The sequence below is a fragment of the Bradyrhizobium sp. genome, from assembly GCF_016219575.1.
Lineage (GTDB): Bacteria > Pseudomonadota > Alphaproteobacteria > Rhizobiales > Xanthobacteraceae > Bradyrhizobium.
The window spans coordinates 17435-38505 of sequence record NZ_JACRMG010000023.1; the positions used below are offsets into that span (position 1 = coordinate 17435).

24 protein-coding genes are annotated in these 21071 nt (G+C 64.8%); 16 read left to right on the forward strand and 8 right to left on the reverse strand.

All coding sequences use genetic code 11. The features are described from left to right. Positions 1–47 precede the first annotated feature (47 nt). Positions 48–1472, reverse strand: a complete 1425-nt coding sequence (locus HZB49_RS18445) for a TAXI family TRAP transporter solute-binding subunit (protein ID WP_291613934.1) — start codon at positions 1470–1472, stop codon at positions 48–50. Between the two features lie 413 nt (positions 1473–1885). Between HZB49_RS18445 and HZB49_RS18450 the strand changes: the two genes are divergently transcribed. Further along, positions 1886–2233 carry a DUF3307 domain-containing protein gene (locus tag HZB49_RS18450; RefSeq protein ID WP_291614499.1) on the forward strand — a complete coding sequence of 116 codons (348 nt, stop codon included), beginning with the start codon at positions 1886–1888 and terminating at the stop codon, positions 2231–2233. A gap of 259 nt (positions 2234–2492) precedes the next feature. Beyond that, the gene (locus HZB49_RS18455; RefSeq protein ID WP_291613936.1) at positions 2493–2894 is read left to right on the forward strand and encodes a hypothetical protein; all 402 of its coding nucleotides are present in this window, start codon (positions 2493–2495) and stop codon (positions 2892–2894) included. 1 nt (position 2895) lies between these two features. On the opposite strand, the gene HZB49_RS18460 is transcribed toward HZB49_RS18455, so the two are convergent. Both HZB49_RS18460 and HZB49_RS18465 read right to left on the reverse strand, forming a co-directional pair. Then, entirely contained in the window at positions 2896–3198 is a 303-nt protein-coding gene (locus HZB49_RS18460) for a YkgJ family cysteine cluster protein (RefSeq protein WP_291614501.1), read from the reverse strand. Further along, entirely contained in the window at positions 3198–3896 is a 699-nt protein-coding gene (locus tag HZB49_RS18465; protein WP_291613939.1) for a YafY family protein, read from the reverse strand. The genes HZB49_RS18460 and HZB49_RS18465 overlap by 1 nt, the downstream gene beginning before the upstream one ends. A 99-nt stretch (positions 3897–3995) precedes the next feature. Here HZB49_RS18465 and HZB49_RS18470 point away from each other — a divergent pair, with 99 nt between their 5' ends. Next, positions 3996–4238, forward strand: coding sequence for a hypothetical protein (locus HZB49_RS18470; RefSeq protein ID WP_291613941.1), 243 nt, complete (start codon positions 3996–3998; stop codon positions 4236–4238). A 30-nt stretch (positions 4239–4268) separates the two neighbouring features. After that, positions 4269–5003 (forward strand): glutathione S-transferase family protein, encoded by a 735-nt coding sequence (locus tag HZB49_RS18475; RefSeq protein WP_291613943.1) that lies wholly within the window; start codon positions 4269–4271, stop codon positions 5001–5003. A gap of 4 nt (positions 5004–5007) precedes the next feature. Here the strand turns inward: HZB49_RS18475 and HZB49_RS18480 are convergent, their stop codons facing one another. Next, on the reverse strand, positions 5008–5637 hold the full coding sequence (locus HZB49_RS18480; RefSeq protein WP_291613945.1) for a pyridoxamine 5'-phosphate oxidase family protein: 630 nt from the start codon (positions 5635–5637) through the stop codon (positions 5008–5010). Positions 5638–5743: 106 nt separating this feature from the next. Here HZB49_RS18480 and HZB49_RS18485 point away from each other — a divergent pair, with 106 nt between their 5' ends. Next, on the forward strand, positions 5744–6637 hold the full coding sequence (locus HZB49_RS18485; RefSeq protein ID WP_291613947.1) for a LysR family transcriptional regulator: 894 nt from the start codon (positions 5744–5746) through the stop codon (positions 6635–6637). Here HZB49_RS18485 and HZB49_RS18490 read toward each other — a convergent pair. After that, positions 6634–7080 (reverse strand): PaaI family thioesterase, encoded by a 447-nt coding sequence (locus HZB49_RS18490; RefSeq protein WP_291613949.1) that lies wholly within the window; start codon positions 7078–7080, stop codon positions 6634–6636. The genes HZB49_RS18485 and HZB49_RS18490 overlap by 4 nt on opposite strands. Positions 7081–7265: 185 nt before the next feature. Between HZB49_RS18490 and HZB49_RS18495 the strand changes: the two genes are divergently transcribed. Both HZB49_RS18495 and HZB49_RS18500 read left to right on the forward strand, forming a co-directional pair. Further along, on the forward strand, positions 7266–7865 hold the full coding sequence (locus tag HZB49_RS18495; RefSeq protein ID WP_291613951.1) for a TetR/AcrR family transcriptional regulator: 600 nt from the start codon (positions 7266–7268) through the stop codon (positions 7863–7865). A gap of 17 nt (positions 7866–7882) precedes the next feature. Then, entirely contained in the window at positions 7883–8335 is a 453-nt protein-coding gene (locus tag HZB49_RS18500; protein WP_291613953.1) for a PaaI family thioesterase, read from the forward strand. Positions 8336–8374: 39 nt separating this feature from the next. Here the strand turns inward: HZB49_RS18500 and pobA are convergent, their stop codons facing one another. Then, positions 8375–9544 carry a 4-hydroxybenzoate 3-monooxygenase gene (gene pobA, locus HZB49_RS18505; RefSeq protein WP_291613955.1) on the reverse strand — a complete coding sequence of 390 codons (1170 nt, stop codon included), beginning with the start codon at positions 9542–9544 and terminating at the stop codon, positions 8375–8377. Between the two features lie 254 nt (positions 9545–9798). On the opposite strand from pobA, the gene HZB49_RS18510 reads away from it, so the two are divergent. The 9 genes from HZB49_RS18510 to HZB49_RS18550 all read left to right on the forward strand — a co-directional run bounded on the left by HZB49_RS18510 (position 9799) and on the right by HZB49_RS18550 (position 18504). Continuing rightward, the gene (locus HZB49_RS18510) at positions 9799–10815 is read left to right on the forward strand and encodes a TRAP transporter substrate-binding protein (protein ID WP_291614504.1); all 1017 of its coding nucleotides are present in this window, start codon (positions 9799–9801) and stop codon (positions 10813–10815) included. Positions 10816–10893: 78 nt separating this feature from the next. Further along, positions 10894–11403: a TRAP transporter small permease gene (locus HZB49_RS18515; RefSeq protein ID WP_291613958.1), complete on the forward strand. Its 510-nt coding sequence runs from the start codon at positions 10894–10896 to the stop codon at positions 11401–11403. Between the two features lie 3 nt (positions 11404–11406). After that, complete coding sequence (locus HZB49_RS18520) at positions 11407–12726, forward strand: TRAP transporter permease (RefSeq protein WP_291613959.1); 1320 nt, start codon at positions 11407–11409, stop codon at positions 12724–12726. 67 nt (positions 12727–12793) lie between these two features. Next, positions 12794–13252: a DUF3237 domain-containing protein gene (locus HZB49_RS18525; RefSeq protein WP_291613961.1), complete on the forward strand. Its 459-nt coding sequence runs from the start codon at positions 12794–12796 to the stop codon at positions 13250–13252. 107 nt (positions 13253–13359) lie between these two features. Continuing rightward, positions 13360–14166 carry a crotonase/enoyl-CoA hydratase family protein gene (locus HZB49_RS18530; protein ID WP_291613963.1) on the forward strand — a complete coding sequence of 269 codons (807 nt, stop codon included), beginning with the start codon at positions 13360–13362 and terminating at the stop codon, positions 14164–14166. Then, the gene (locus tag HZB49_RS18535; RefSeq protein WP_291613965.1) at positions 14163–16055 is read left to right on the forward strand and encodes a feruloyl-CoA synthase; all 1893 of its coding nucleotides are present in this window, start codon (positions 14163–14165) and stop codon (positions 16053–16055) included. The genes HZB49_RS18530 and HZB49_RS18535 overlap by 4 nt, the downstream gene beginning before the upstream one ends. 27 nt (positions 16056–16082) lie before the next feature. Continuing rightward, the gene (locus HZB49_RS18540; RefSeq protein WP_291613967.1) at positions 16083–16844 is read left to right on the forward strand and encodes an SDR family NAD(P)-dependent oxidoreductase; all 762 of its coding nucleotides are present in this window, start codon (positions 16083–16085) and stop codon (positions 16842–16844) included. A 9-nt stretch (positions 16845–16853) separates the two neighbouring features. Then, positions 16854–17273, forward strand: a complete 420-nt coding sequence (locus HZB49_RS18545; protein WP_291613969.1) for a thioesterase family protein — start codon at positions 16854–16856, stop codon at positions 17271–17273. Between the two features lie 85 nt (positions 17274–17358). Then, the gene (locus HZB49_RS18550) at positions 17359–18504 is read left to right on the forward strand and encodes an ABC transporter substrate-binding protein (RefSeq protein WP_291613971.1); all 1146 of its coding nucleotides are present in this window, start codon (positions 17359–17361) and stop codon (positions 18502–18504) included. 67 nt (positions 18505–18571) lie between these two features. Here the strand turns inward: HZB49_RS18550 and HZB49_RS18555 are convergent, their stop codons facing one another. Beyond that, positions 18572–19303, reverse strand: coding sequence for an ABC transporter ATP-binding protein (locus tag HZB49_RS18555; RefSeq protein WP_291613973.1), 732 nt, complete (start codon positions 19301–19303; stop codon positions 18572–18574). Next, a complete protein-coding gene (locus HZB49_RS18560; protein ID WP_291613975.1) occupies positions 19300–21069 on the reverse strand; it encodes a branched-chain amino acid ABC transporter ATP-binding protein/permease in 1770 nt (589 codons plus the stop codon). The genes HZB49_RS18555 and HZB49_RS18560 overlap by 4 nt, the downstream gene beginning before the upstream one ends. Between the last annotated feature and the right edge of the window lie 2 nt (positions 21070–21071).

The window sequence follows — 21071 nt, forward strand, 5'->3', positions numbered from 1 at the left end:
CGGCATTGGTTGCCGCTTCCACACGTGGGTGCCCACGCAGCTCCGTCTCAGGCGCTTTGCGCCGTCTTCACCACCACGACGTTGTCCTCATGGGCGGGGGCGGGGGCAGGGGCCGCATCATGGGCATGGCGCAACAGCGCCTCGCGGCGCATGGCGATCTCGTCGCGCACGAACTGGTAGCCGAGCTTGAAGGTTTCCAGCCCGTCGCTACTGATCGTGCCGTCGCGCAGCCCTATCACCACCCCGCGCAATATCCTTTCCAGCTCGTCCTGCATGCGATCGAGATCGTCGGCGCAGGTCGCGTCCTGGCAGTCCTCGCCGATGTCGAGCAGCTGCGTCGCCAGCTCGCTCGCCTTCTCCGGCGCGACGCGCGTCACCTTGGTATAGAGCGTGGCACAGATCGAGCCGATGATGCCGAGTGCGGCGGCGGCGAAGTACATCAGATCGCTGTAGCGCTCGACGAACGACTTGATGTCGTCGTTGATGTATTCGGCAGCGCCGGGATGGGCGATGATGAAGGCCTCCTTGTCGGTGGCGGCCGGCTCGATCCGCGAGGCGAATCCGTTCTCCACCGCCAGATCCGCCTTGTTCTCGTAGATCAGGCGGGCGAGCTCGCCGATGGTCGTGTTCGGCATCCTCGAATGTGTGACCAGCAGCCATTGCAGCCCGACCGTTTCGACGTCGTCCTCCGGTATCGCCGGCGAGGAGGACAGCGTGCCGGCTGCGATGGTCTCATCCGACAGCGCCGGATATTTGCGGGTCAGCAGCTTTGCCGCCTCGATCGCGTTCACGGTGAGGCCGCCGCGCCGGGCATATTGCTCGTAGCTCTTGTCCTTGATCAGCTTCGATGCCGGAGCAATCGCGATGACCGCGGCGAAGCCGGACGCAAACAACTTGTCGACGGGCGAGCCGGGCGGGACGACCTGCATCAGCGGCGCCGTGGCGGGGCTGTCGGCCAATTCGAGGACGCTGCGAATGAAACTGGAGCCGCTCTCGTTGTCGGAGATGACGGCCACTTTCTTTTTCTTCAGCTCGGCGAGCGACTTGATCTTCTTGCCGCCCGGGCTCAGCACCAGCACCAGGTCGTGGTCGAGAATGGCGACGGCGCGGGCGCGCGCCGGCACCTTGGCGTCGGTGCGCAGCACGGCCAGATTGGCTTCGCGGCGATCGAACTGCGCCAGCGCCTTGGCGTTGTCGGCGTTGGTGACGATCTTCACCCTGAGGCGCGACAGATTGTTCTTCAGCATCGTGGCGAGCTTGTTGGCAAAGCGCGCCTCGGGACCGTTCGGGTCGCCCACGGCAAACACCAGCGTCTCGGAATTCTTCAGCCAGATCCGCGCGCCCCAGACGGTGGTGACGGTCAGCACCAGCGTCAGCAGGACGAACAGGAAGATCTGGACGCGATTGCTCTTGATGATCCTGATGCGCTTGCGCTGCTTTCCAGCTGGCGGGATCGGAGCTTCGACGCTCATGGTTGGAGACCTGGTTTGAACCTGGGCCGGGGGCGCTGCTCCCACCGCCAAAGGTTGTGGGGCGCCCGGGAAAACCTAACTGTCTAAAAAAGAACGATAATTTCCAGCCTCGGGATGATACCCTTGGCGGCCCGGTTTGCAAATCCGGCCCGCCGGTAACCTTACCGTCATTGCCCGGCGGCGTATCGCCGGAAGGTCACACTGGCGGATTTTCGGCGCGGTTACAGGTGCAATCCCTGCCGGGATTTGTCATAAATGCGCCAATACCGGGCAAATGTCCCGGTTCGAGAAGAAAATCGAGCTGACCGCCTGAACTCCCGATCCCGCTCTCCCAAGTCCAGTCAATAGAGGCGTCAGCTTTGTTGCTCCCTACGATGTCTTCCTCGGTTCCGGTTGGCGCGCTGGTCGGATGGATGTTGCTGCTGACCGCCAAGCACATCGTGGCGGATTTTTTCCTGCAGAATTCATGGATGGCGATCGGCAAGGACCAGCGGCACGGCTGGGCGCTGCCGCTGCTGGCACACTGCCTCGTGCATCTTGGGGTTGCGTTGCTGCTGATCCTCATCGTCGCGCCGAAATTCTGGTTCGTCGCCTTCATCGACTTCGCCATCCACATCACCATTGACCGCGCCAAGGGTTTTGTGACCTCGCACTTCGGCGTCAACCAGGAGCATCCCTGGTTCTGGTCGCTGATCGGCGTCGACCAGGCGCTGCATCACCTCACCGGGTTTGGCCTGTCGATCTTCATGGCGTCGAACTGAGCGGCTTCTCTCGAACGTACACATCCAGTTCGTGCGGCCCGATTGCGGCTGCCGGCGGAGATCGGAGATGGTGAAGGGCATAGGCATTCCACGGTGAACCGGATGCGTTTTTACTGCACGATTCCTCTTCATGGGAGGGTGAGAGAGGCGCCGTTCCGATTCGCGAACCCCTTGCAACACCCCCGGAGGACCACCGGACGGGAGGGTTAACCCTTCGTTAGAGAATTGCGGCGCATCTTCCCAAACAGGGAGAACTGCAATGTTTTCAAGCCGCGACGCCTTTGAGAACGATTTCTGCCCGGTCCGCGACGAATTGCTCGGCGAGATGTATCGCGCCAGCGAGCATGGATTGCCAAAGCTCGTCGAGAGCGTTTCGCCCGAGGTCCGTGCCATGCTGGCGCTGTTCTGCTACCGCCGCAGCCACCTGCATCAGCTGGCTCTGGCCATTGCCGCAAGCTGCACCGAGCGCGAGTTGATCGAGATCGGCGGCCGCGTCGGCTCGACCCTTCATGCGCTGTCGCGCGAGCCGGCGGCGCGCGCAACGACATCCACCGCCAGCGGCGGCCGCAAGCCGATCACGCTCTCGACCAAGCCGCTCTCCACCTTCAAGCCGCTCGACGACGAAGTCGACGAGGACGTCGCGGCAGCCATCACGGCCTGACCTAGATCGCCGGCAACCCATGCCGCCGGCGCGCCATGTTGCATTCGACATCGCCGGGCAGGCACGTGCGGCAGACTTCCGGCCGCACGGCGTAGATCGCGCATGAGGTTGCTATCCCGACATCGCCCGTCAGGGCCGAGCAGCGGTCGCCGTCGCAGCGCATGCCGGATTGCCTGTCGTTGACATACCTGACGGGAATGAGATCGAGCGCGCTGTCGTCCTCGACGGTGAAGCGCGGCCAGTTCGCCGAATAGAAGCAGCAGGCGCCGCAACTCTGGCAGGGGTTCTGGGCGGCGTCCGGCATCATGGTTCTTTCGGTTGCTCCCATACCATGCTCTGCCGCCACTTCGCCCGCAGCACATCGCGTCTCTCAGGGTACTTCTCGTCGAGATAATCGGCGCCAACCACGCGGTCGGTGCGGAAGCTCCTGAAATCCTTGCGCAGCTCGCACCAGGCGGCCAGCAGCCGCACCGCTTCGTGATAGCCGATCGCGATCGGCCATATCGTGCGCTCGCTGTCGCGGCCGTGCTCATCGCGGTAGCGCAGCGCGATCTTCTTGCCCTCGTGGATCTGCGAGCGGGTGCGCACCATGTCGATGCGGTCTGGCTCGCGCCGCCAGCTCGGGCGTGCGCCGCTCGCCGGCTCCAGCACGAAAGGCCGCAGCCGCTCCGGCACGGTATCGGCGATCTTCGCCTTCAGATCCTCGGCCGCCCGCGCCAGCACGGGATCGGCATGGCTCGCCACCCATTGCGCGCCGAGCACGGCCGCCTCGATCTCGTCGGGCGTCAGCATCAGGGGCGGCAGGTCGAATCCCTTTTCGAGGATATAACCCATGCCGGCTTCGCCGCGGATCGGCACGCGCTGGCCGATCAGGGTTGCGATATCGCGATAGATGGTGCGCTTCGAGGTCTCCAGTTCAGCCGCGATCGCATCCGCCGTCAGCGGTTTGCGCGTGCGCCGAAGCACCTGGATGATCTGGAACAGCCGGTCGGCGCGTCTCATGGGTCGTTCTCTTTTCTCAAGGCATCGCGCCGATGCTGACAGGATGTTGTCAGCAGGGGGCGGCTACATCAGGGACAACAAACGAGAAGGGATTTGTCCATGATGATTCTATCCGAACACGGAAATTACCAGCCGCTTGGGCGGCTTCAAACCTGGTTGCTGGTGCGCCTGATCGCAGTCCAGCTCGGTTCCGACCTGCGCTGGGGCCTGCTCGCGCTGGCGCTGAACCTGGTGGCCGCCGCCTGGGCCTTCGGGTGCCGGAAACTTGTATCGGCCAGGCGGGAGGGAACAAGCGGCCGGCAAAACCCTGCTGACACCATGGTGGCAGCAGGCCTCCGCTAGCGTTTGCGTCAGAGATCGAAGGAGCCCGAAATGATTACGCTATTTGGCTTTGGCGCCGGATTTGGCCTGCCGGAAATCAGCCCGTTCGTCACCAAGGCCGAGGTGCAGCTGCGCATGGCTGGCCTCACCTACGCCAAGGAGAAGGCCATGCCTCCCGCCTCGCCGAAGGGGCAATTGCCCTATATCGAGGACGAGGCAGAGCGCATCGCCGATACCACCTTCATCCGCGCCCATATCGAGGGCAAGTACGGCTTCGATTTCGACGCGCCTCTCAGCCTGCAGCAGCGCGCGCAGGCCTGGGCGTTCGAGCGCATGATCGAGCACCATGTCTACTGGGCGCTGGTCGGCGCGCGCTGGGTCGATCCGGAGAATTTTGCCAAGGGGCCGGCGCATTTCTTCGACCGCGTGCCCGAGCACCAGCGTGAGAAAGTCCGCGAGGACGCGCAATTCCGCGTCGCCGAGAACTATCTGTTGAGCGGCCTCGGCCGCCACGCCCCGGACGAGGATGTCGATCTTGCGGTGCGCTCGCTGTTCGCATTGTCGGTGCAGCTCGGCGACAAGACCTATCTGATGGGCGAGGAGCCCTGCGGCACCGATGCCACCGCTTTCGGCGCGCTGGCGGGAATCCTGACACCGTTCTTCGATTCGACCCTGCGTGAGCGCGCGGAGAAGTTCGACAACCTCACCGCCTATGTCGACCGCATGATGGCGCAGTACTATCCGGAATTCGCCTGGAAGCCGCTGCAGCAGGCCGTCGCCGCGTGATCTCTCACCCGGCGGGAACCGGCCGTCCCTTCAGGGCCGCCAGCTCCGCCTCCAGTTCGGCGATCCGCGCGTCGCGCGCGGCGAGCGCCGCCGCAACATCAGCCGCGTCGAACTTCTGCGGAATGTGCTGCGGGCAATTGGTGTCCCAGGCTGCGATCTTGAACACCAGCACCTGCTCGGGCCGCGCGCGATAGCCTTTCGGCATCAGCGCGTCGATCAGCGCCGGATCGTCGTCGATCATGCGCGCCTCGCCCCAGATCTTCACCCGGCGCCGATGCGCGTAATCCATCACGAAAATGTAGGCCCTCGGATTCTCCGAGAGATTTCCCTGCGTGATGTATTGCCGGTTGCCGGCATAGTCGGCGAACGCGATCGTGTTCTTGTCGAGGATCTTCACAAATCCCCTCGGGCCGCCGCGGTGCTGGATGTAGGGCTGGCCGTCGGCGGTCGCCGTTGCGAGATAGAAGCTGCTGGTCTCGGCGAGGAAAGCCGCGAGATTGTCGTCGATCTCGGTGCGCCAGCCGCCGCGCTCCTCCTGCCTGGCATAGGTCTCGCGCGATCCCTTGCGGGTCTGGATGGCCTTGACGGCCGGCGTGAAGGCAACGTCGCTGGAATAGGGGTGAACGTCCGACATCGGGGTAATCTCATGGCCTCATTGTCTGGCTTTAAGGTGGATATTTCCATGATTTAAACAATCACCGAGATTGACAGTTTACTGTTGCAGATATTGAAATAATGGCATGGACCGTATCGACGCCATGCAGGCCTTTGTCGCGGTGGCCGATTTCCGGGGCTTTGCCCCGGCTGCGCGCAAGCTGCGGCTGTCGCCCTCGGCGGTGACGCGGCTGATCGCAGCCTTGGAGGAGCGCCTCGGCGCTCGGCTGTTGCAGCGGACCACGCGCTCGGTGACGCTCACCGATGCCGGCACGCGCTTTCTCGAACGGGCGCGGCGGATCCTCGCCGATGTCGAGGAGGCGGAACTTGCGGCCGAAGGCGAGCGCACGCGGCCGAGCGGGCGGCTCGTGGTGTCGGCGCCGGTCGGCTTTGGCCGGCTGCATGTCAGCCCGGTGATGGCGGCCTATTTGCAGCGCCATGGCGATGTCTCCGCCGAGCTTCGGCTGGAGGATCGCGTCGTCAACCTCGTGGAAGACGGCATCGATCTGGCGGTTCGCATCGGCTTCCTCGCCGACTCCTCGCTGGTGGCGCGCCATGTCGGCGAGATGCGGCGTATCGTCGTGGCTTCGCCCGATTATCTCAAACGTCATGGCGAGCCGAAGACGCCAGCCGGAATCGCCGGCCACCAGACCATCCAGTTCGGCGCGAGCAGCGTGAGCGGTGAATGGCGCTTCGCCGAGGGAGACCGCGAATTCCGCCTCAACATCGCGCCGCGCTTCTCTTCCAATGGCGCCGACGCCGCCATCCAGTATGCCGAGCAGGGCGGCGGGCTGACGCGGGTGCTCGCCTATCAGGCGGCCGATGGCATCCGGCGCGGTGCGCTCAAGGTGGTACTGCAGCAGTTCGAGCAGCCACCGCTGCCGATCCACATCGTCTACCCGACGTCGCGGCTGCTTTCGGCCAAGGTGCGCGCGTTCATCGACCTCGTCACCGAGACCGCCGACTGGCATTTCGGCTAGGCGGCCGGCTTCCTCGGCACCACGCGGAAGGTGCCGTTGGCGCGGGCGATCACGACGTCGTCGGCCCTGATCAGGCTCTGCGCGAAGCAGATGGTGCTGCCGGTCCTGATCACTTCCGGCTCGATTGCGAGCCATTGGCCGACCTCCGCGGTGCCGATGAAATCCACCGCTAGGCCGATGGTCACCAGCGACTTGCTTGTGTCCCAGCCCATCGCCTGCGCGCAGGCGTAGCCCATCGCGTTGTCGGAGAGGGCGGCAATCAGGCCACCGTGAATCAGCCCGCGCGAATTGGTGTGCGCCCTGGCCAGCCGCAATCCCATGTGCACGGACTTGTCGGTGCGTCTGGAATAAAGCGGCTCCCAGGGATCGGTGAGCGGGCTCTTGCGGAAATGCGGCTCGAAGCCGGCGGGAATCGAATCTGGCTGAACGTCTGTCATTGTCATGCGGACCCCTGGTGCTGCGTTGCTTCCCGCATTGAAGGCGATGTCGGCGGCAAACGCACCGCCTACAAAGTTTTAAACGGCCTTGCAGCGCTTGTTTGAAACGTTCGCCATTGCCTATCTAGACCAGTCTATATAGAATTCCTGCGGTCCGCCATGAAGAAGACGGACCGCAGGGAACCAGCTTGATGGCGGCACCGCCAAAACACCGGGGCGCGATCGTGCGGGCGGCGGCGACGCTGTTCCGCCGCAACGGCTATGCCGCGACCGGGATCAACGAGATCGCGGAAGTAGCGGGCGCGCCGAAGGGCTCGCTCTATCACTATTTTCCCGACGGCAAGGACCAGATCGCCGAAGCCGCCGTGCGCTTCGCCGGCAAGGGGGTGGTCGCCACGCTCGAGAAGCTGGAACAGGAGCACAAGACGGCGGCGGCCATGATGCAGGCCTATTGCCGGCTGGTGACCGGCTGGATGGCAAAATCCGGCTTCCGCGACGGCTGTCCGATCGCGACGACGCTGCTGGAATCCGCGCCGCAATCGGCCGGCATCGCGCTGGCCGGGCGCGAAGCCTTCGCCGCCTGGCGCGCGGTGATCGCACGGGCGCTGGTTCGCGACGGATTTTCGCGAGCCGAAGCGCGGCGGCTGTCGACGTTGGCAGTCTCTTCGCTGGAGGGCTCGCTGATTCTTGCCCGTGTCGAGCGCAGCGGCGCGCCGATCGAGGATGTCGCGAAGTCGCTCGCGGTCGTCCTGCGAAGCGATGTGCCCGCCCGCAAGCGGGCGGCGAGTTGAGGCAAGGAGACGAGTTCATGATTGACCTGCAAGACCGGCTTGGCCGGGCCGAAATCGAAGCCTTTGCCACCTCGATGGACTTCGTGCGGGCCTATGGCATTCGCATCGTCGCGGTCTCGCCCGGCGAGGTCACGATCGAACTGCCGTTCGTCGCGCGCTTCTCCGGCCCGCCCGGGCAGTTTCCGGCTTCCATCGTCGGAACCGCCGGCGACGTCGCCGCCGTCACGTCCTGCCTGTCGCTGCTGCCGCGCGGCTGGGCGCTGGCGACGCTGGACTTCACGGTGAAGATGACCGGCGCGGCGAAGGGCGAGATGCTCAGGGCCAGGGGCCGCGTGCTGCAGGCCGGCCGTACCAATTCGGTCGGCGCGGCCGACATTTTTGTCGTCTCCGGCGATAGCGAAACCCTGTGCGGAACGGTGCTCGCCACCACGCGCAATTTCCAGATCAAGCCGGAGAAATCGGCGGCGTAGCATCGGCCGACTGTCGCTTCGCGTGCGGTGCAGCCGCGTCTAGAACGGCAGCCCGACGTAGTTCTCCACGAGCGAGGTGGAGGCCGCCTTCGAAGAGACGAGATAGTCGAGCTCCGCCTCCTGGATCCGCTGGCCGAATTCGCCCTGGTCGGGGAATTTGTGCAGCATCGAGGTCATCCACCAGGAGAAGCGCACCGCCTTCCAGACCCGCGCCAGCGCCTTTGCGGAATAGGCGTCGATTCCGGCGGAGGATTTCTCGTCGTAATACTCGCGCAAGCCGCTCGAGAGATAATGCACGTCGCTGGCCGCGAGATTGAGGCCCTTGGCGCCGGTCGGCGGTACGATATGCGAGGCATCGCCTGCCAGGAACATGCGGCCGAACCGCATCGGCTCGGCGACAAAGCTGCGCAAGGGCGCGATGCTCTTCTCGATCGAGGGACCGGTGACGAGGCTGTCGCGGGCACGCTCGTCCAGCCGCGATTTCAGTTCGTCCCAGAAACGCTTGTCCGGCCATTGCTCGATATCGTCGTCGAGCGGGCATTGCACGTAGTAGCGGCTGCGCCGCATCGAGCGCATGGTGCAGAGCGCAAAGCCGCGCTCGTGGTTGACATAGATCAGCTCCGGCGAGACCGGCGGTGTTTCGGACAGGATGCCCAGCCAGCCGAACGGATAGACCCGCTCATAGGTCTTGATCGCTTCTGGTTTGATACTGGCGCGGCTGACGCCGTGAAAGCCGTCGCAGCCGGCGATGAAATCGCAGGCGATCTCGTGGGTAACGCCGTCCTTGACATAGGTGACGCGTGGGTGGTCGGTGTCGAAATCATGCGGCGTGACGTCGCCGGCCCGGTAGATCGAGTGGAGCCCGGCCGCCTTGCGGGCGTTCATCAGGTCGAGTGTCACCTCGGTCTGGCCGTAAATCATGACGGACTTCCCGGTCGGGCCGTGGAGGTCGATGCGGTGACGCGATCCGCCGAACGCGAGTTCCAGGCCGTGATGCACCAGCCCCTCGCGATGGGCGCGCGCGCCGGCGCCGACCTTGTCGAGCAGCGCCACCGTGCCTTCCTCGAGCAGGCCCGCCCGGATGCGGCTGAGCACATAGTCGCCCGTCTGCCGCTCGAGGATCACATTGTCGATGCCGTAGCCGTGCAGGAGTTGCCCGAGCAGCAGTCCCGCCGGACCGGCGCCGATGATGGCCACTTTGGTGCGCAATTTTCCTTCCCCCGGGACGAACGCGGTCGGCCCTGTGACGCGTCCGCCTGCTTGCATTGATGATTATAGTATATAACAGTCGTGGCAAGGACGTTTGCGAAAGCGACTTCGCTGCAGGGCAAGAAGCGGTGCGGCCATAGGCCTAAGGTCGAAGCCGGTCTGTTCCGTCTTGCAAGGCAGCGCAAACTAGATAACATGTTAATTAATGAGCCGGAGCCAAGCCGGCCTTCAAATGGGAGAGGACGTCGATGAAGATGAGGATGACCTGTCTGGCGCTGCTGTTTGCCGCCGGCGTGACGCCCGCTTTGGCGCAGGAAAAAACCTTCGAGCTGAAGATTTCGCACTGGGTGCCGGCCTCGCACCCGCTGCAGAAGTCGCTGGAAGACTGGGCTGCCGCAGTCGAAAAGGACTCCGGCGGCACCATCAAATCGAAGGTGTTTCCGGCGCAGCAGCTCGGCAAGGCCTTCGACCACTACGACATGGCGCGCGACGGCATCGCCGATGTCACCTATGTCAATCCCGGCTACCAGCCCGGCCGCTTCCCGGTCATCGGCGCGGGCGAGCTGCCGTTCCTGATGTCGGACGCCAAGGGCGGCTCGATGGCGCTGGACGAATGGTATCGCAAATATGCCGACAAGGAGATGAAGGACGTCAAGTTCTGCCTCGGCTTCATCCATTCGCCGTCGTCGTTCCATTCCCGCAGCAAGAAGATCGTCGTGCCCGACGACGTCAAGGGCATGAAGATCCGCCCGGCGCACGCCACCATGGCGAACTTCGTCACGTCGCTCGGCGGCACCAACGTGCAGTCCTCGGCGCCGGAAGTGCGCGACATCATCGAGCGCGGCGTCGCCGACGCCGTCACCTTCCCGTGGGGCTCGCTGCTGCTGTTCGGCATCGACAAGGTGACCAAGTACGACATGGACGCGCCGCTCTATGTCACGACCTTCGCCTTCGTGATGAACAAGGACAAGTACAACCAGATGTCCGACAAGCAGAAGAAGGCGATCGACAACAATTGCAACACCGAGACCGCCGGCAAGGTCGGGGAACACTGGGGCAAGATGGAGGACGCCGGCATCGCCAAGATCAAGGCGGAACCGAGCCACGAGGTCTACAAGCTCACGCCCGAGCAGATCGCGCTGTGGAAGAAGGCGTCCGAGCCGCTGGCCAAGACTTGGGCCGAGGGCGTCAAGAAGAGCGGCGTCGAGCCGGACCCGGCGATGGCCGACCTGCGCGCCACGCTGAAGAAGTACAAGGCGCTGGCAGATTAGCGCCCGAACCCGTAGCCCGGCGCGGCGGATCGTCCGCCGCGTCTTTTCCTTATCCTGGTCAGCCCTTCGGAAGCGGACATGAATCGCGCGTGGATGGACCGGTTCATCGACACGATCGAATGGATCGCGGCCGCCTTTGTCGGCATCGTTGCGCTTAACATCTTCCTTGCCGTGATCCTGCGCAACACGCTCAGCTACACCATCCCGGATTCCTTCGATATCGGGCGCATGATGCTCGGCATCCTGATTTTCTGGGGCATCGCGGCCACCAGCTATCGCGGCGGCCACATCACGGTGGACCTGGTCTGGGCCAATGTCGGCCCGAAATACCAGCGCGTGATCGACGTGTTCGCCACGCTGGTGCTGCTGTTCGTGGTGGCGGTACAGACCTGGACCCTGTTCGACAAGGTACGCGGCACCTACAACGACAATGTGCTGACCTTCGACATGCACATGCCGACCTGGCCGTTCTTCGCGCTGGCCTGGGCAGGCGATTTCGCCGCCGTGCTGCTGATCGCGATCCGCACGTATCGCCTGATCTTCCATCCCGAGGAGATGCAGGAAACCAAGATCAAGACCGTGGAGTAGGGGATGAGCACCGACGCGGTCGCAGTCCTGGGATTTGTTGCGCTGTTTGCCTTGATGCTGCTGCGCGTGCCCGTCGGCATGGCGATGGGCCTCGTCGGTGTCTGCGGCTTCGGCTATCTCGTCGGCTTCACGCCGGCGCTGAAGCTGGTCGGCCAGACCTCGATGCGCACGGTCACCGACTACACCTTTGGCGTGATTCCGATGTTCCTGCTGATGGGCACCTTCGTGTCCAATTCCGGCATGAGCCGCGAGCTGTTCCGCGCCGCCAACGGCTTCGTCGGCCATCTGCGCGGCGGGCTCGGCATCGCCACCGTCGGCGCCTGTGGCGGCTTTGCCGCGATCTGCGGCTCGTCGGTGGCGACCGCCGCGACCTTCTCCGCCGTGGCCTATCCGGAAATGCGCCGTTTCGGCTATCCGCAGTCCTTTGCCACCGGCGTGATCGCGGCCGGCGGCACGCTGGGGGCCATGCTGCCGCCGTCCACCGTGCTTGCGGTCTACGGCATCATCACCGAGCAGGACATCGGAAAGCTGTTCATCGCCGGCATCATTCCGGGCCTGCTCGCGATGACCATGTACATGCTGACCATCGCGCTGATCGGCTATGTCAGGCCGGATTTCCTGCCGAGGGGCACGCCGATCCCCTGGCGCGAGCGCTTCGCCGGTCTGAAGAGCATCTGGGCGCCGGTGCTGCTGTTCATCTTCGTGATCGGCGGGCTTTACGGCCTGCCGTTCCTGCCGCGCTTCACGCCTACGGAAGCCGGCGGTGTCGGCGCCACCGGCGCATTCCTGATCGGCGTCCTCACCGGCCGGCTCGACAGGGAGAAGATCCTCGCCTCGCTGTTGCAGGCGACGCGTACGGCAGCTGCCGTCTTCACCGTGCTGATCGGCGCGCTGATCTTCGGTTATTTCCTGACGGTGACGCAGACCCCGCAGAAGGTCACGGAACTTCTCACCGGCCTCGGGCTCGGTCCCTACGGCATTCTCGCCCTCATCATGGTGATGTACCTGGTGCTCGGCTGCCTGATGGATGCGATGGCGATGATCATCCTCACGGTGCCGATCATCTTCCCGGTCATCATCCATCTCGGTTTCGACCCGATCTGGTTCGGCGTCATCATCGTCATGACGGTCGAGCTCGGCCTGATCCATCCGCCGGTCGGCATGAACGTGTTCGTGATCAAGAGCGTGGTGAAGGACGTGACGTTCTCGACGATCTTCCGCGGCGTCATCCCGTTCGTGGTGACCGACCTGATCCGGCTGGTGATCCTGATCGCATTTCCGATGCTGGCGCTGTGGCTGCCGGCCCGCATGATGGCACATTGAGCATGCCCCCGAAGTGTGGGCACCGGTTTTCGGGCAAGGTCATGCCCGCGCTTTAGGACTCCACGCCATGGTCCAGTCGATCGAAACGAAATACGTCTTCACCATCACCGCGCGCATTGCGGAAGTGACGACTGCCGGCGACATCGGCCACGGCGTCCGCCGCATCATTCCGATCGTCGGCGGCGAGGTGAGCGGTGAGATCAACGGCAAGGTGCTGCCGTTCGGCGCCGATTTCCAGATCATCCGTCCCAACGAGCTGATCGACCTCGAAGCCAAATATGCCTTCGAGACCGACGACGGCGCCGTGGTCTATGTCGAGAACAAGGGCATCCGCTTCGGGCCGGTCGAGCTCCTGCAGAAGCTGAAGCGCGGCGAGCCGGTCGACCCCAAATTGATCTATTTCCGCACTGTGCCGAAATTCGAGACCGGCGCCGCAAAATACCGCTGGCTGATGGAGCACATTTTCGTAGCCTCCGCCGCCCGCCACGCCGACCGGGTCGTTATCGACGTCCACAAGGTGTTGTGAGGCCATTTTACCCACCTTGCAGGGGAGGGTTGCGCCCGGCGCGCCTTGTTGACTCCTGCCCTATTCGTTATAAAATATAACTATTCTGAAACGGAAGCAATAAACCCATGGGAAACGCCGTCCCCGCGCAAGCTGCGGGCCAAGGAGAACTGCTGCAGATCGGGCAGAAAGGCGCGGTGCTGACCGTGGGCCTCAACCGCCCCGCCAAGCGCAACGCGCTCAATGACGGCATCATCCTCGCCATCGGCGACTGCTTCGCCAATCTCCCCGACGGCGTCGGCGCCGTCGTGGTCCATGGCGTCGGCGACCATTTCTCCTCCGGCCTCGACCTCTCCGAACTGACCGACCACGATGCCACCGGAGGGCTGCTGCATTCCCAGATGTGGCACCGCGTGTTCGACCGCATCCAGTACAGCCGCGTGCCCGTGATCGCGGCGCTGCAGGGCGCTGTCATCGGCGGCGGGCTGGAGCTTGCCTGCGCCGCGCATATCCGCGTCGCCGAGCCGTCGGCCTATTTCGCACTGCCCGAGGGCCAGCGCGGCATCTTCGTCGGCGGCGGCGGATCGGTGCGGCTGCCGCGGCTGATCGGCGTGCCGCGCATGGTGGACATGATGCTGACGGGCCGCGTCTATTCCGCGACCGAGGGCGCTTCCTACGGCTTCTCGCAATATCTGACCGAGGCCGGCGGGTCGCTGGCCAAGGCGCTGGAGATCGCCGAGCGCGTCGCTGCCAATGCGCCGCTGACGAATTTCGCCGTGCTGCAGGCGCTGCCGATGATCGCGGAAGCCAATCCGCAGACCGGCCTTCTGATGGAATCGCTGATGGCGACGGTGGCGCAGAGCGACAAGGAGGCCAAGCGCCGCATCCGCGCCTTTCTCGATCACAAGACGGCCAAGGTGAAGCCGAACAAATGAGCGCGAAGCCCAGCAAATCTGCCGTCGACGGCGGCGCGCGCGGCGCCTCGAGCCATCCGTTGCGCGCGATCTCGTTCGGCACGCCCGCCGTCAATGTCGAGCGCCGCGCCGACGGCACCATCTATCTGCGTCCGAAGACGCCGCTCGGCGATTATCCCGTGCGCATCACCGACCGCCTGCATCATTGGGCCGCTGCCCAGCCCGATCGCGTGTTCATGGCCGAGCGCAACAAGAGCGGCGGCTGGCGCGAGATCACCTATGCGGAGCTCCTGGTCTCCAGCCGCCACATCGCCTCCGCCCTGCTGGCGCGCGGGCTCTCGGCGGAACGGCCGGTCGCGATCCTCTCCGGCAATTCGATCGATCACGCGCTGCTGGCGTTCGGTGCGCTTTACGCAGGCATTCCCTTCTGCCCGGTGTCGCCGGCCTATTCGCTGATCTCAAGGGATTACGGCAAGCTCGGCTATGTCATGGGCTTGCTCACTCCCGGTCTCGTGTTCGCCGACGACGCCGACAAGTTTGCCGACGCCTTGTCGGCGAATGTGCCCGAGGGCGTGGAGATCGCCGCTTCCTTCGGCAATGTGCCCGGCCGCACGGTGACGACGCTCGCCGATCTCATGGCCGCGCCGCTCCATCCCGATCTCGACGCCATCCATGCCGCGATCGGGCCGGACACGATCGCCAAATTCCTGCTCACCTCCGGCTCGACCGGCAATCCCAAGGCCGTCATCAACACCCAGCGCATGATCTGCGCCAACCAGGTGATGCTGCGCGAGACGCTGGCTTTCCTGAAGGACGAGCCGCCCGTCATCGTCGACTGGCTGCCGTGGAACCACACCTTCGGCGGCAATCACAACATCGGGCTGACGCTGTACAATGGCGGCTCGATGTATCTCGACGAGGGCAAGCCAATGCCCGGCGGCATCGAGGAGACCGTGCGCAATCTCAGGGAGATTTCGCCGACGGTCTATTTCAACGTACCGAAAGGCTACGAATCGCTGCTGCCCTATCTGCGCGACGATCGGGCGTTGCGGGAGAAATTCTTCGCCCGGCTGCATGCGATGTTCTTCTCGGGCGCGGCGCTGTCGCCCTTCGTCTGGAACAGCCTCGACGAGCTCGCGGTGCAGGCCAAGGGTTATCGCGTACCGATGCTGACAGGCTTGGGCTCCACCGAAACCGCGCCGTTCTTCATGTCGGTCAATCCCCTCACCAGCCGCTCCGGCCATGTCGGCCTGCCGGTGTCGGGCAATGACGCAAAGCTGCTGCCGAACAACGGCAAGCTCGAAGTCCGCGCCAAGGGGCCGAACGTGATGCCCGGCTACTGGCGCAAGCCCGATCTCACTGCGGCCGCGTTCGACGAGGAAGGCTTTTACAAACTCGGCGACGCGCTGAAGCCCGCCGATCCCGACGACTTCAATGCCGGCTTCGATTTCGACGGCCGTATCGGCGAGGACTTTAAGCTCGCCAGCGGCACCTGGGTTTCCGTCGGCCCCTTGAGGGCGCGCTTCGTGGCGGCCTGCGCGCCGCTGGTGCGCGACGTCGTCATTGCCGGCATCAACCGCGACGAGATCTCGGCGCTGGTGGTGCTCGACCTCGACGGCTGCCGGCTGATCAATCCGACGCTGCCGCATGACGACCTCGCAGTCGTCGCCGCCGACCCGCTGGTTCGCGCCGCCTTCCGCGAGCGCTTTGCAAAGTTTCTTGCGACCGCCACCGGCTCGTCGACCCGCATCACGCGCGCGGTGCTGCTCGATGCGCCGCTGTCGATCGACCGCGGCGAGGTCACCGACAAGGGCTCGATCAACCAGCGCGCGGTGCTGGAGCATCGCAGCGGCCTGATCGAGACGCTTTACGCAGAACAACCGCCGGCGCAAATCATTGCGCTCGGCTGAACCAACGGGTTTCCAAAGGAGAACGTCATGCAGTTGAAGGATCAGGCAGCCATCGTCACCGGCGGTGCATCGGGACTGGGAGCCGCCACGGCGCGGCGGCTGGCCTCGCTCGGCGCGAAGGTCGCAGTGTGCGATCTCAACACGAAGCTGGCCGAAAGCGTCGCCGCCGAAATCAAGGGCGTTGCCGTCACCTGCAACGTTGCCGATGCCGCTTCGGCAGAGGCCGCGGTTGCCGCCGCCGAGAAGGCGCATGGGCCTGCGCGCGTGCTGGTGAACTGCGCCGGCATCGGCGTCGCCAAGCGTGTGATCGGCAAGGAAGGACCGATGCCGTTTGCCGATTTCGACAGGGTGATCCAGGTCAACCTCAACGGCACCTTCAACATGATCCGGCTCGCCACGACGGCAATGTCGAAGCTCGAGCCGCTTGCGACCGGCGAGCGCGGCGTGGTGATCAACACCGCTTCCGTTGCCGCCTATGACGGCCAGATCGGGCAGGCGGCCTATTCGGCCTCCAAGGGCGGCATCGTCGGCATGACGCTGCCGATCGCGCGCGAACTCGCGCAGTTCGGCATCCGCGTGCTCACCATCGCGCCCGGCCTGTTCCTCACGCCGCTGCTCGCCAACCTGCCGCAGGAAGCGCAGGACTCGCTCGCTGCCGCGATCCCGTTCCCGCGCCGGCTCGGCCACGCGGAAGAGTTCGCCTCGCTTGCCGCGCACATGATCGACAATCCCTATCTGAACGGCGAGGTGGTGCGGCTTGATGGCGCACTCCGCATGGCGCCGCGCTGAGGTAAACGCATGTTCGTCAACCGGCGCGACGTGCAGATCCAGTGGGGTGATTGCGATCCCGCGAACATCGTCTACTATCCGCGCTACTTCGCGATGTTCGACGACTCCACTTCGATCCTGTTCGAGGCAGCCGGCTATTCCAAGCAGGACCTGATCCACAAATACGGCCTGGTGGGCATCCCCATGGTGGACACGCGGGCGAAATTCTACATCCCCTCCACCCATGGCGACTGGATCGCCATCGAGAGCCGCATCGAGAACTTCAAGCGTTCGAGCTTCGAGGTGACGCACAAGGTGTACAAGGCAGATGCGCTGGCGATCGAGGCGTGGGAGACCCGCGTGCTGGTCGGCAAGCATCCCGACGATCCCGACAAGCTGAAATCCGCCCCCGTGCCGCAGGAGATCATCGACAAGTTCATGCAGGGCTGACTTGCCCCGCCACACCACCTAAAGAAGGGGCTGAACCCTCTACTATTCTTTGATCTAACAAACATAACGTCCAAGGGAGGAGTTAATGAAGAAGTTCTTGCTGTCCGCCGCGGTTGCTGCGGTGCTGGTGCTGCCGAATGCGGCGCTTGCGCAGAGCAACGAGATCGTGATCGGCATCTCGATCTCGACCACCGGTCCGGCCGCGGCGCTCGGTATCCCCGAGCGCAACTCGCTGGAATTCGTCGCCAAGGAAATCGGCGGCGTGCCGCTGAAGGTCATCACGCTCGATGACGCCGGCGATCCCACGACCGCGACCACCAACACCCGCCGCTTCGTGACGGAGTCGAAGGCCGACATCATCATGGGTTCCTCGACGACGCCGTCGAGCATCGCGGTCGCCAACGTCGCCAACGAGGCGGGCATCCCGCATCTCGGGCTGGCGCCGTTCCCGATTACGCCGGAGCGCGCCAAGTGGTCGGTGGCGATGCCGCAGCCGATTCCGATCGTCGGCAAGGTCATGTACGACCACATGAAGAAGAACAACGTCAAGACCATCGGCTACATCGGCTACTCCGATTCCTACGGCGATCTCTGGTTCAACGATCTCAAGAACCAGGCCGTGCCGATGGGAATCAACCTCGTCGCCGAAGAGCGCTTTGCGCGTCCGGACACCTCCGTCGCGGGCCAGGCGCTGAAGCTCGTCGCCGCCAACCCCGACGCGATCCTCATCGGTGCCTCCGGCACTGCCGCCGCGCTGCCGCAGACCACGCTGCGCGAGCGCGGCTACAAGGGCCTGATCTACCAGACCCACGGCGCCGCCAGCATGGACTTCATCCGCATCGCGGGGGCTGCCGCCGAGGGCGTGCTGATGGCCTCGGGCCCGGTGATGGATCCCGAAGACCAGCCCGACAGCGCGCTGACCAAGAAGCCGGGTCTTGCGCTCAACAAGGCCTATGAAGCCAAGTACGGCCCCAACAGCCGCAGCCAGTTCGCCGGCCATTCCTACGACGCTTTCCTGGTGCTGGAGCGCGTGGTGCCGGTGGCGCTGAAGAAGGCCAAGCCCGGTACGCCGGAATTCCGCGAAGCCATCCGCCAGGCGCTGCTGACCGAACGCGAAATCGCCGCCAGCCAGGGCGTCTACAACTTCACCGAAAAGGACCGCTACGGCGTCGACGACCGCGCCCGCATCCTGCTGACGGTGAAGGGCGGCAAGTACCAGATGGTGAAGTGAGGCTCTTCAGAGTTGAGTCGAAGATCAAGCCGGTCCCTGCAAAGGGACCGGCTTTTCCTTTTCACCTCTAAACCGCGCTGTCGCCTTCGTGCTGGAAGCCGAGATAGCTGGCGGCGACGCGCTGGTTGCTAGCGATGTCCTGCGCGGAGCCGTTCAGCACGAACTCGCCGAGCTCCATCACGTAGGCGCGGTCGGCGATCTTCAGCGCAGCCTGCGCGTTCTGCTCGACCAGCAGCACCGAGACACCGGCGGCGCGCAGCTCGCCGATGGTGCGGAAGATGTCGGCGACGATGATCGGCGCCAGCCCGAGACTCGGCTCGTCCAGCATCAGCAGCCGCGGCGCGCCCATCAGCGCGCGACCCATGGCCAGCATCTGCTGCTCGCCGCCGGACAGCGTGCCGGCGAGCTGCTTGCGCCGCTCCTTCAGCCGCGGGAACAGCGTGTAGACGCGCTCGAACGACTGCGCGGCGGTCGCCTTGGCAATGCGGAACGCGCCGAGCTGCAGATTGTCCTCGACGTTCATGGTCGCGAACAGCTCGCGATGCTCCGGAACCAGACTAAGGCCCAGCGCGACGCGGTCCTCGATCTCGAGCCGCGCCATGTCCTCGCCGGCAAAGCCGACGCGGCCCTTCAGCGGCAGCACGCCCATGACGGCGTTGAGCAGCGTGCTCTTGCCGGCGCCGTTGGCGCCGATGATGGTGACGATCTCGTTGTCGGCGACCTCGAGCGAAACCCCGCGCACGGCCTCGACCTTGCCATAGGCGATGTGAACATCGCTGACACCCAACAGCGCGCTCATGCCACCGCTCCGAGATAGGCCTTGATCACTTCGGGGTTGCTCTTGATCGCCTCGGGCGTGCCTTCGGCGATCTTGGTGCCGAAGTCGAGCACCACGACGCGGTCGGCGAGATCCATCACGAATCCCATGTCGTGCTCGACCAGCAGCACCGACATGCCGCCGTCGCGGAGCTGACGCAACAGCGCGGCGAGCCGCTGCTTTTCCATGTGGCGCAGGCCAGCGGCCGGCTCGTCGAGCAGCAGCAGCACGGGATCGACGCACAGCGCACGCGCAATCTCGACGATGCGCTGCTGGCCGAGCGAGAGCGAGCCTGCGAGCTGGTTGATCTGGTCGCCGAGCCCGACGCGCTCGATCTGCCGGGTTGCTTCCGCCAGCAGCCGCGCCTCGTCGGCGCGGTCGAGCCGCAGCATGCTGGAGATCGCGCCGGATTGCCCGCGCAGATGCGCGCCGATCGCGACGTTCTCCAGCACGGTCATGTCGGGCACCAGCTTGACGTGCTGGAAGGTGCGGGCGATGCCGAGCTTGACGATCTCCTGCGGCGGCGCGTTGTCGACATGCTTGCCGAGGAAGGAGATGGTGCCGCCGGTCGAGGTCAACACGCCCGTGATCAGGTTGAAGGTCGTGCTCTTGCCGGCCCCGTTGGGACCGATCAGCGCCACGATCTCGCGCGCCTGCACGTCGAAAGAGACGTCGTTGACCGCGATCACGCCGCCGAACACCTTTCGCGCCTGCTCGATCTGCAGCAGCACCGAAGGTTCGGTCGGCGAGCGCACGCGCGCCGGCAGGGTCAGCGCCGTGTCGGGATGCTTGCGGCCGAACTTGAACGGCAGCCACGACATCAGCCAGGGCCACACGCCGGTCGGCGCCAGCTGCAGCAGCAGCACCAGCAGGATGCCGAACACGATGGTCTCGAGCTGCGACTTGCCGCCGAAAATATAGGGTAGATAGCTCTGCAGCACTTCCTTCAGGATCACGACGATGCCGGCGCCCAGCACGGCGCCCCAGACATAGCCGGCGCCGCCGACCACGGCTATGAAGAGATATTCGATGCCGGCATGCGCGCCGAACGGCGTCGGCGTGACGGCGCGCTGGAAATGCGCGTAGAGCCAGCCGGACAGTCCGGCCAGCACGGCGGCATAGATGAACACCAGCAGTTTTGCGCGCGGGGTCTGCACGCCGAAGGCTTCCGCCGCGATGTGCCCACGGCGCAGCGCGCGGATAGCGCGGCCGGTGCGGGAATCCAGCAGGTTCATCGACAGCACCGCCGAGATCAGCACCGCGGCCCAGATCACGAAATAGATCGTGTCGGGGCTTAGCATCCTGGTCGCGCCGATCGACAGCGGTGGAATGTTGGAGATGCCGTCGTTGCGGCCGATGAATTCGAGCTTGCTGAAGAGATAATAGAGGCCGATTCCCCAGGCGATGGTGCCGAGCGGCAAATAGTGCCCGGACAGGCGGACCGTGATGATGCCGAGGATCACGGCGGCGATGCCGCTGACGACAAGCGAGGCCGGCAGCGTCAGCCAGGGCGAGACGCCGTAGGCGGTGGTCAGCACGGCGGTGGTGTAGGCGCCGAAGCCGCAGAACGCGGCCTGGCCGAACGAGGTGAGGCCGCCGAGGCCGGTGAGCAGCACCAGGCCCATCGCGACCAGTGCGGCGAGGCCGATATTGTCCAGAAGCACGATCCAGAACGGCGGCACGCCAGGGATCAGCGGGATCGCCGCCATCGCGGCGGCAAAGACGAGGAGGGGCCAGCGGTTGATCATGG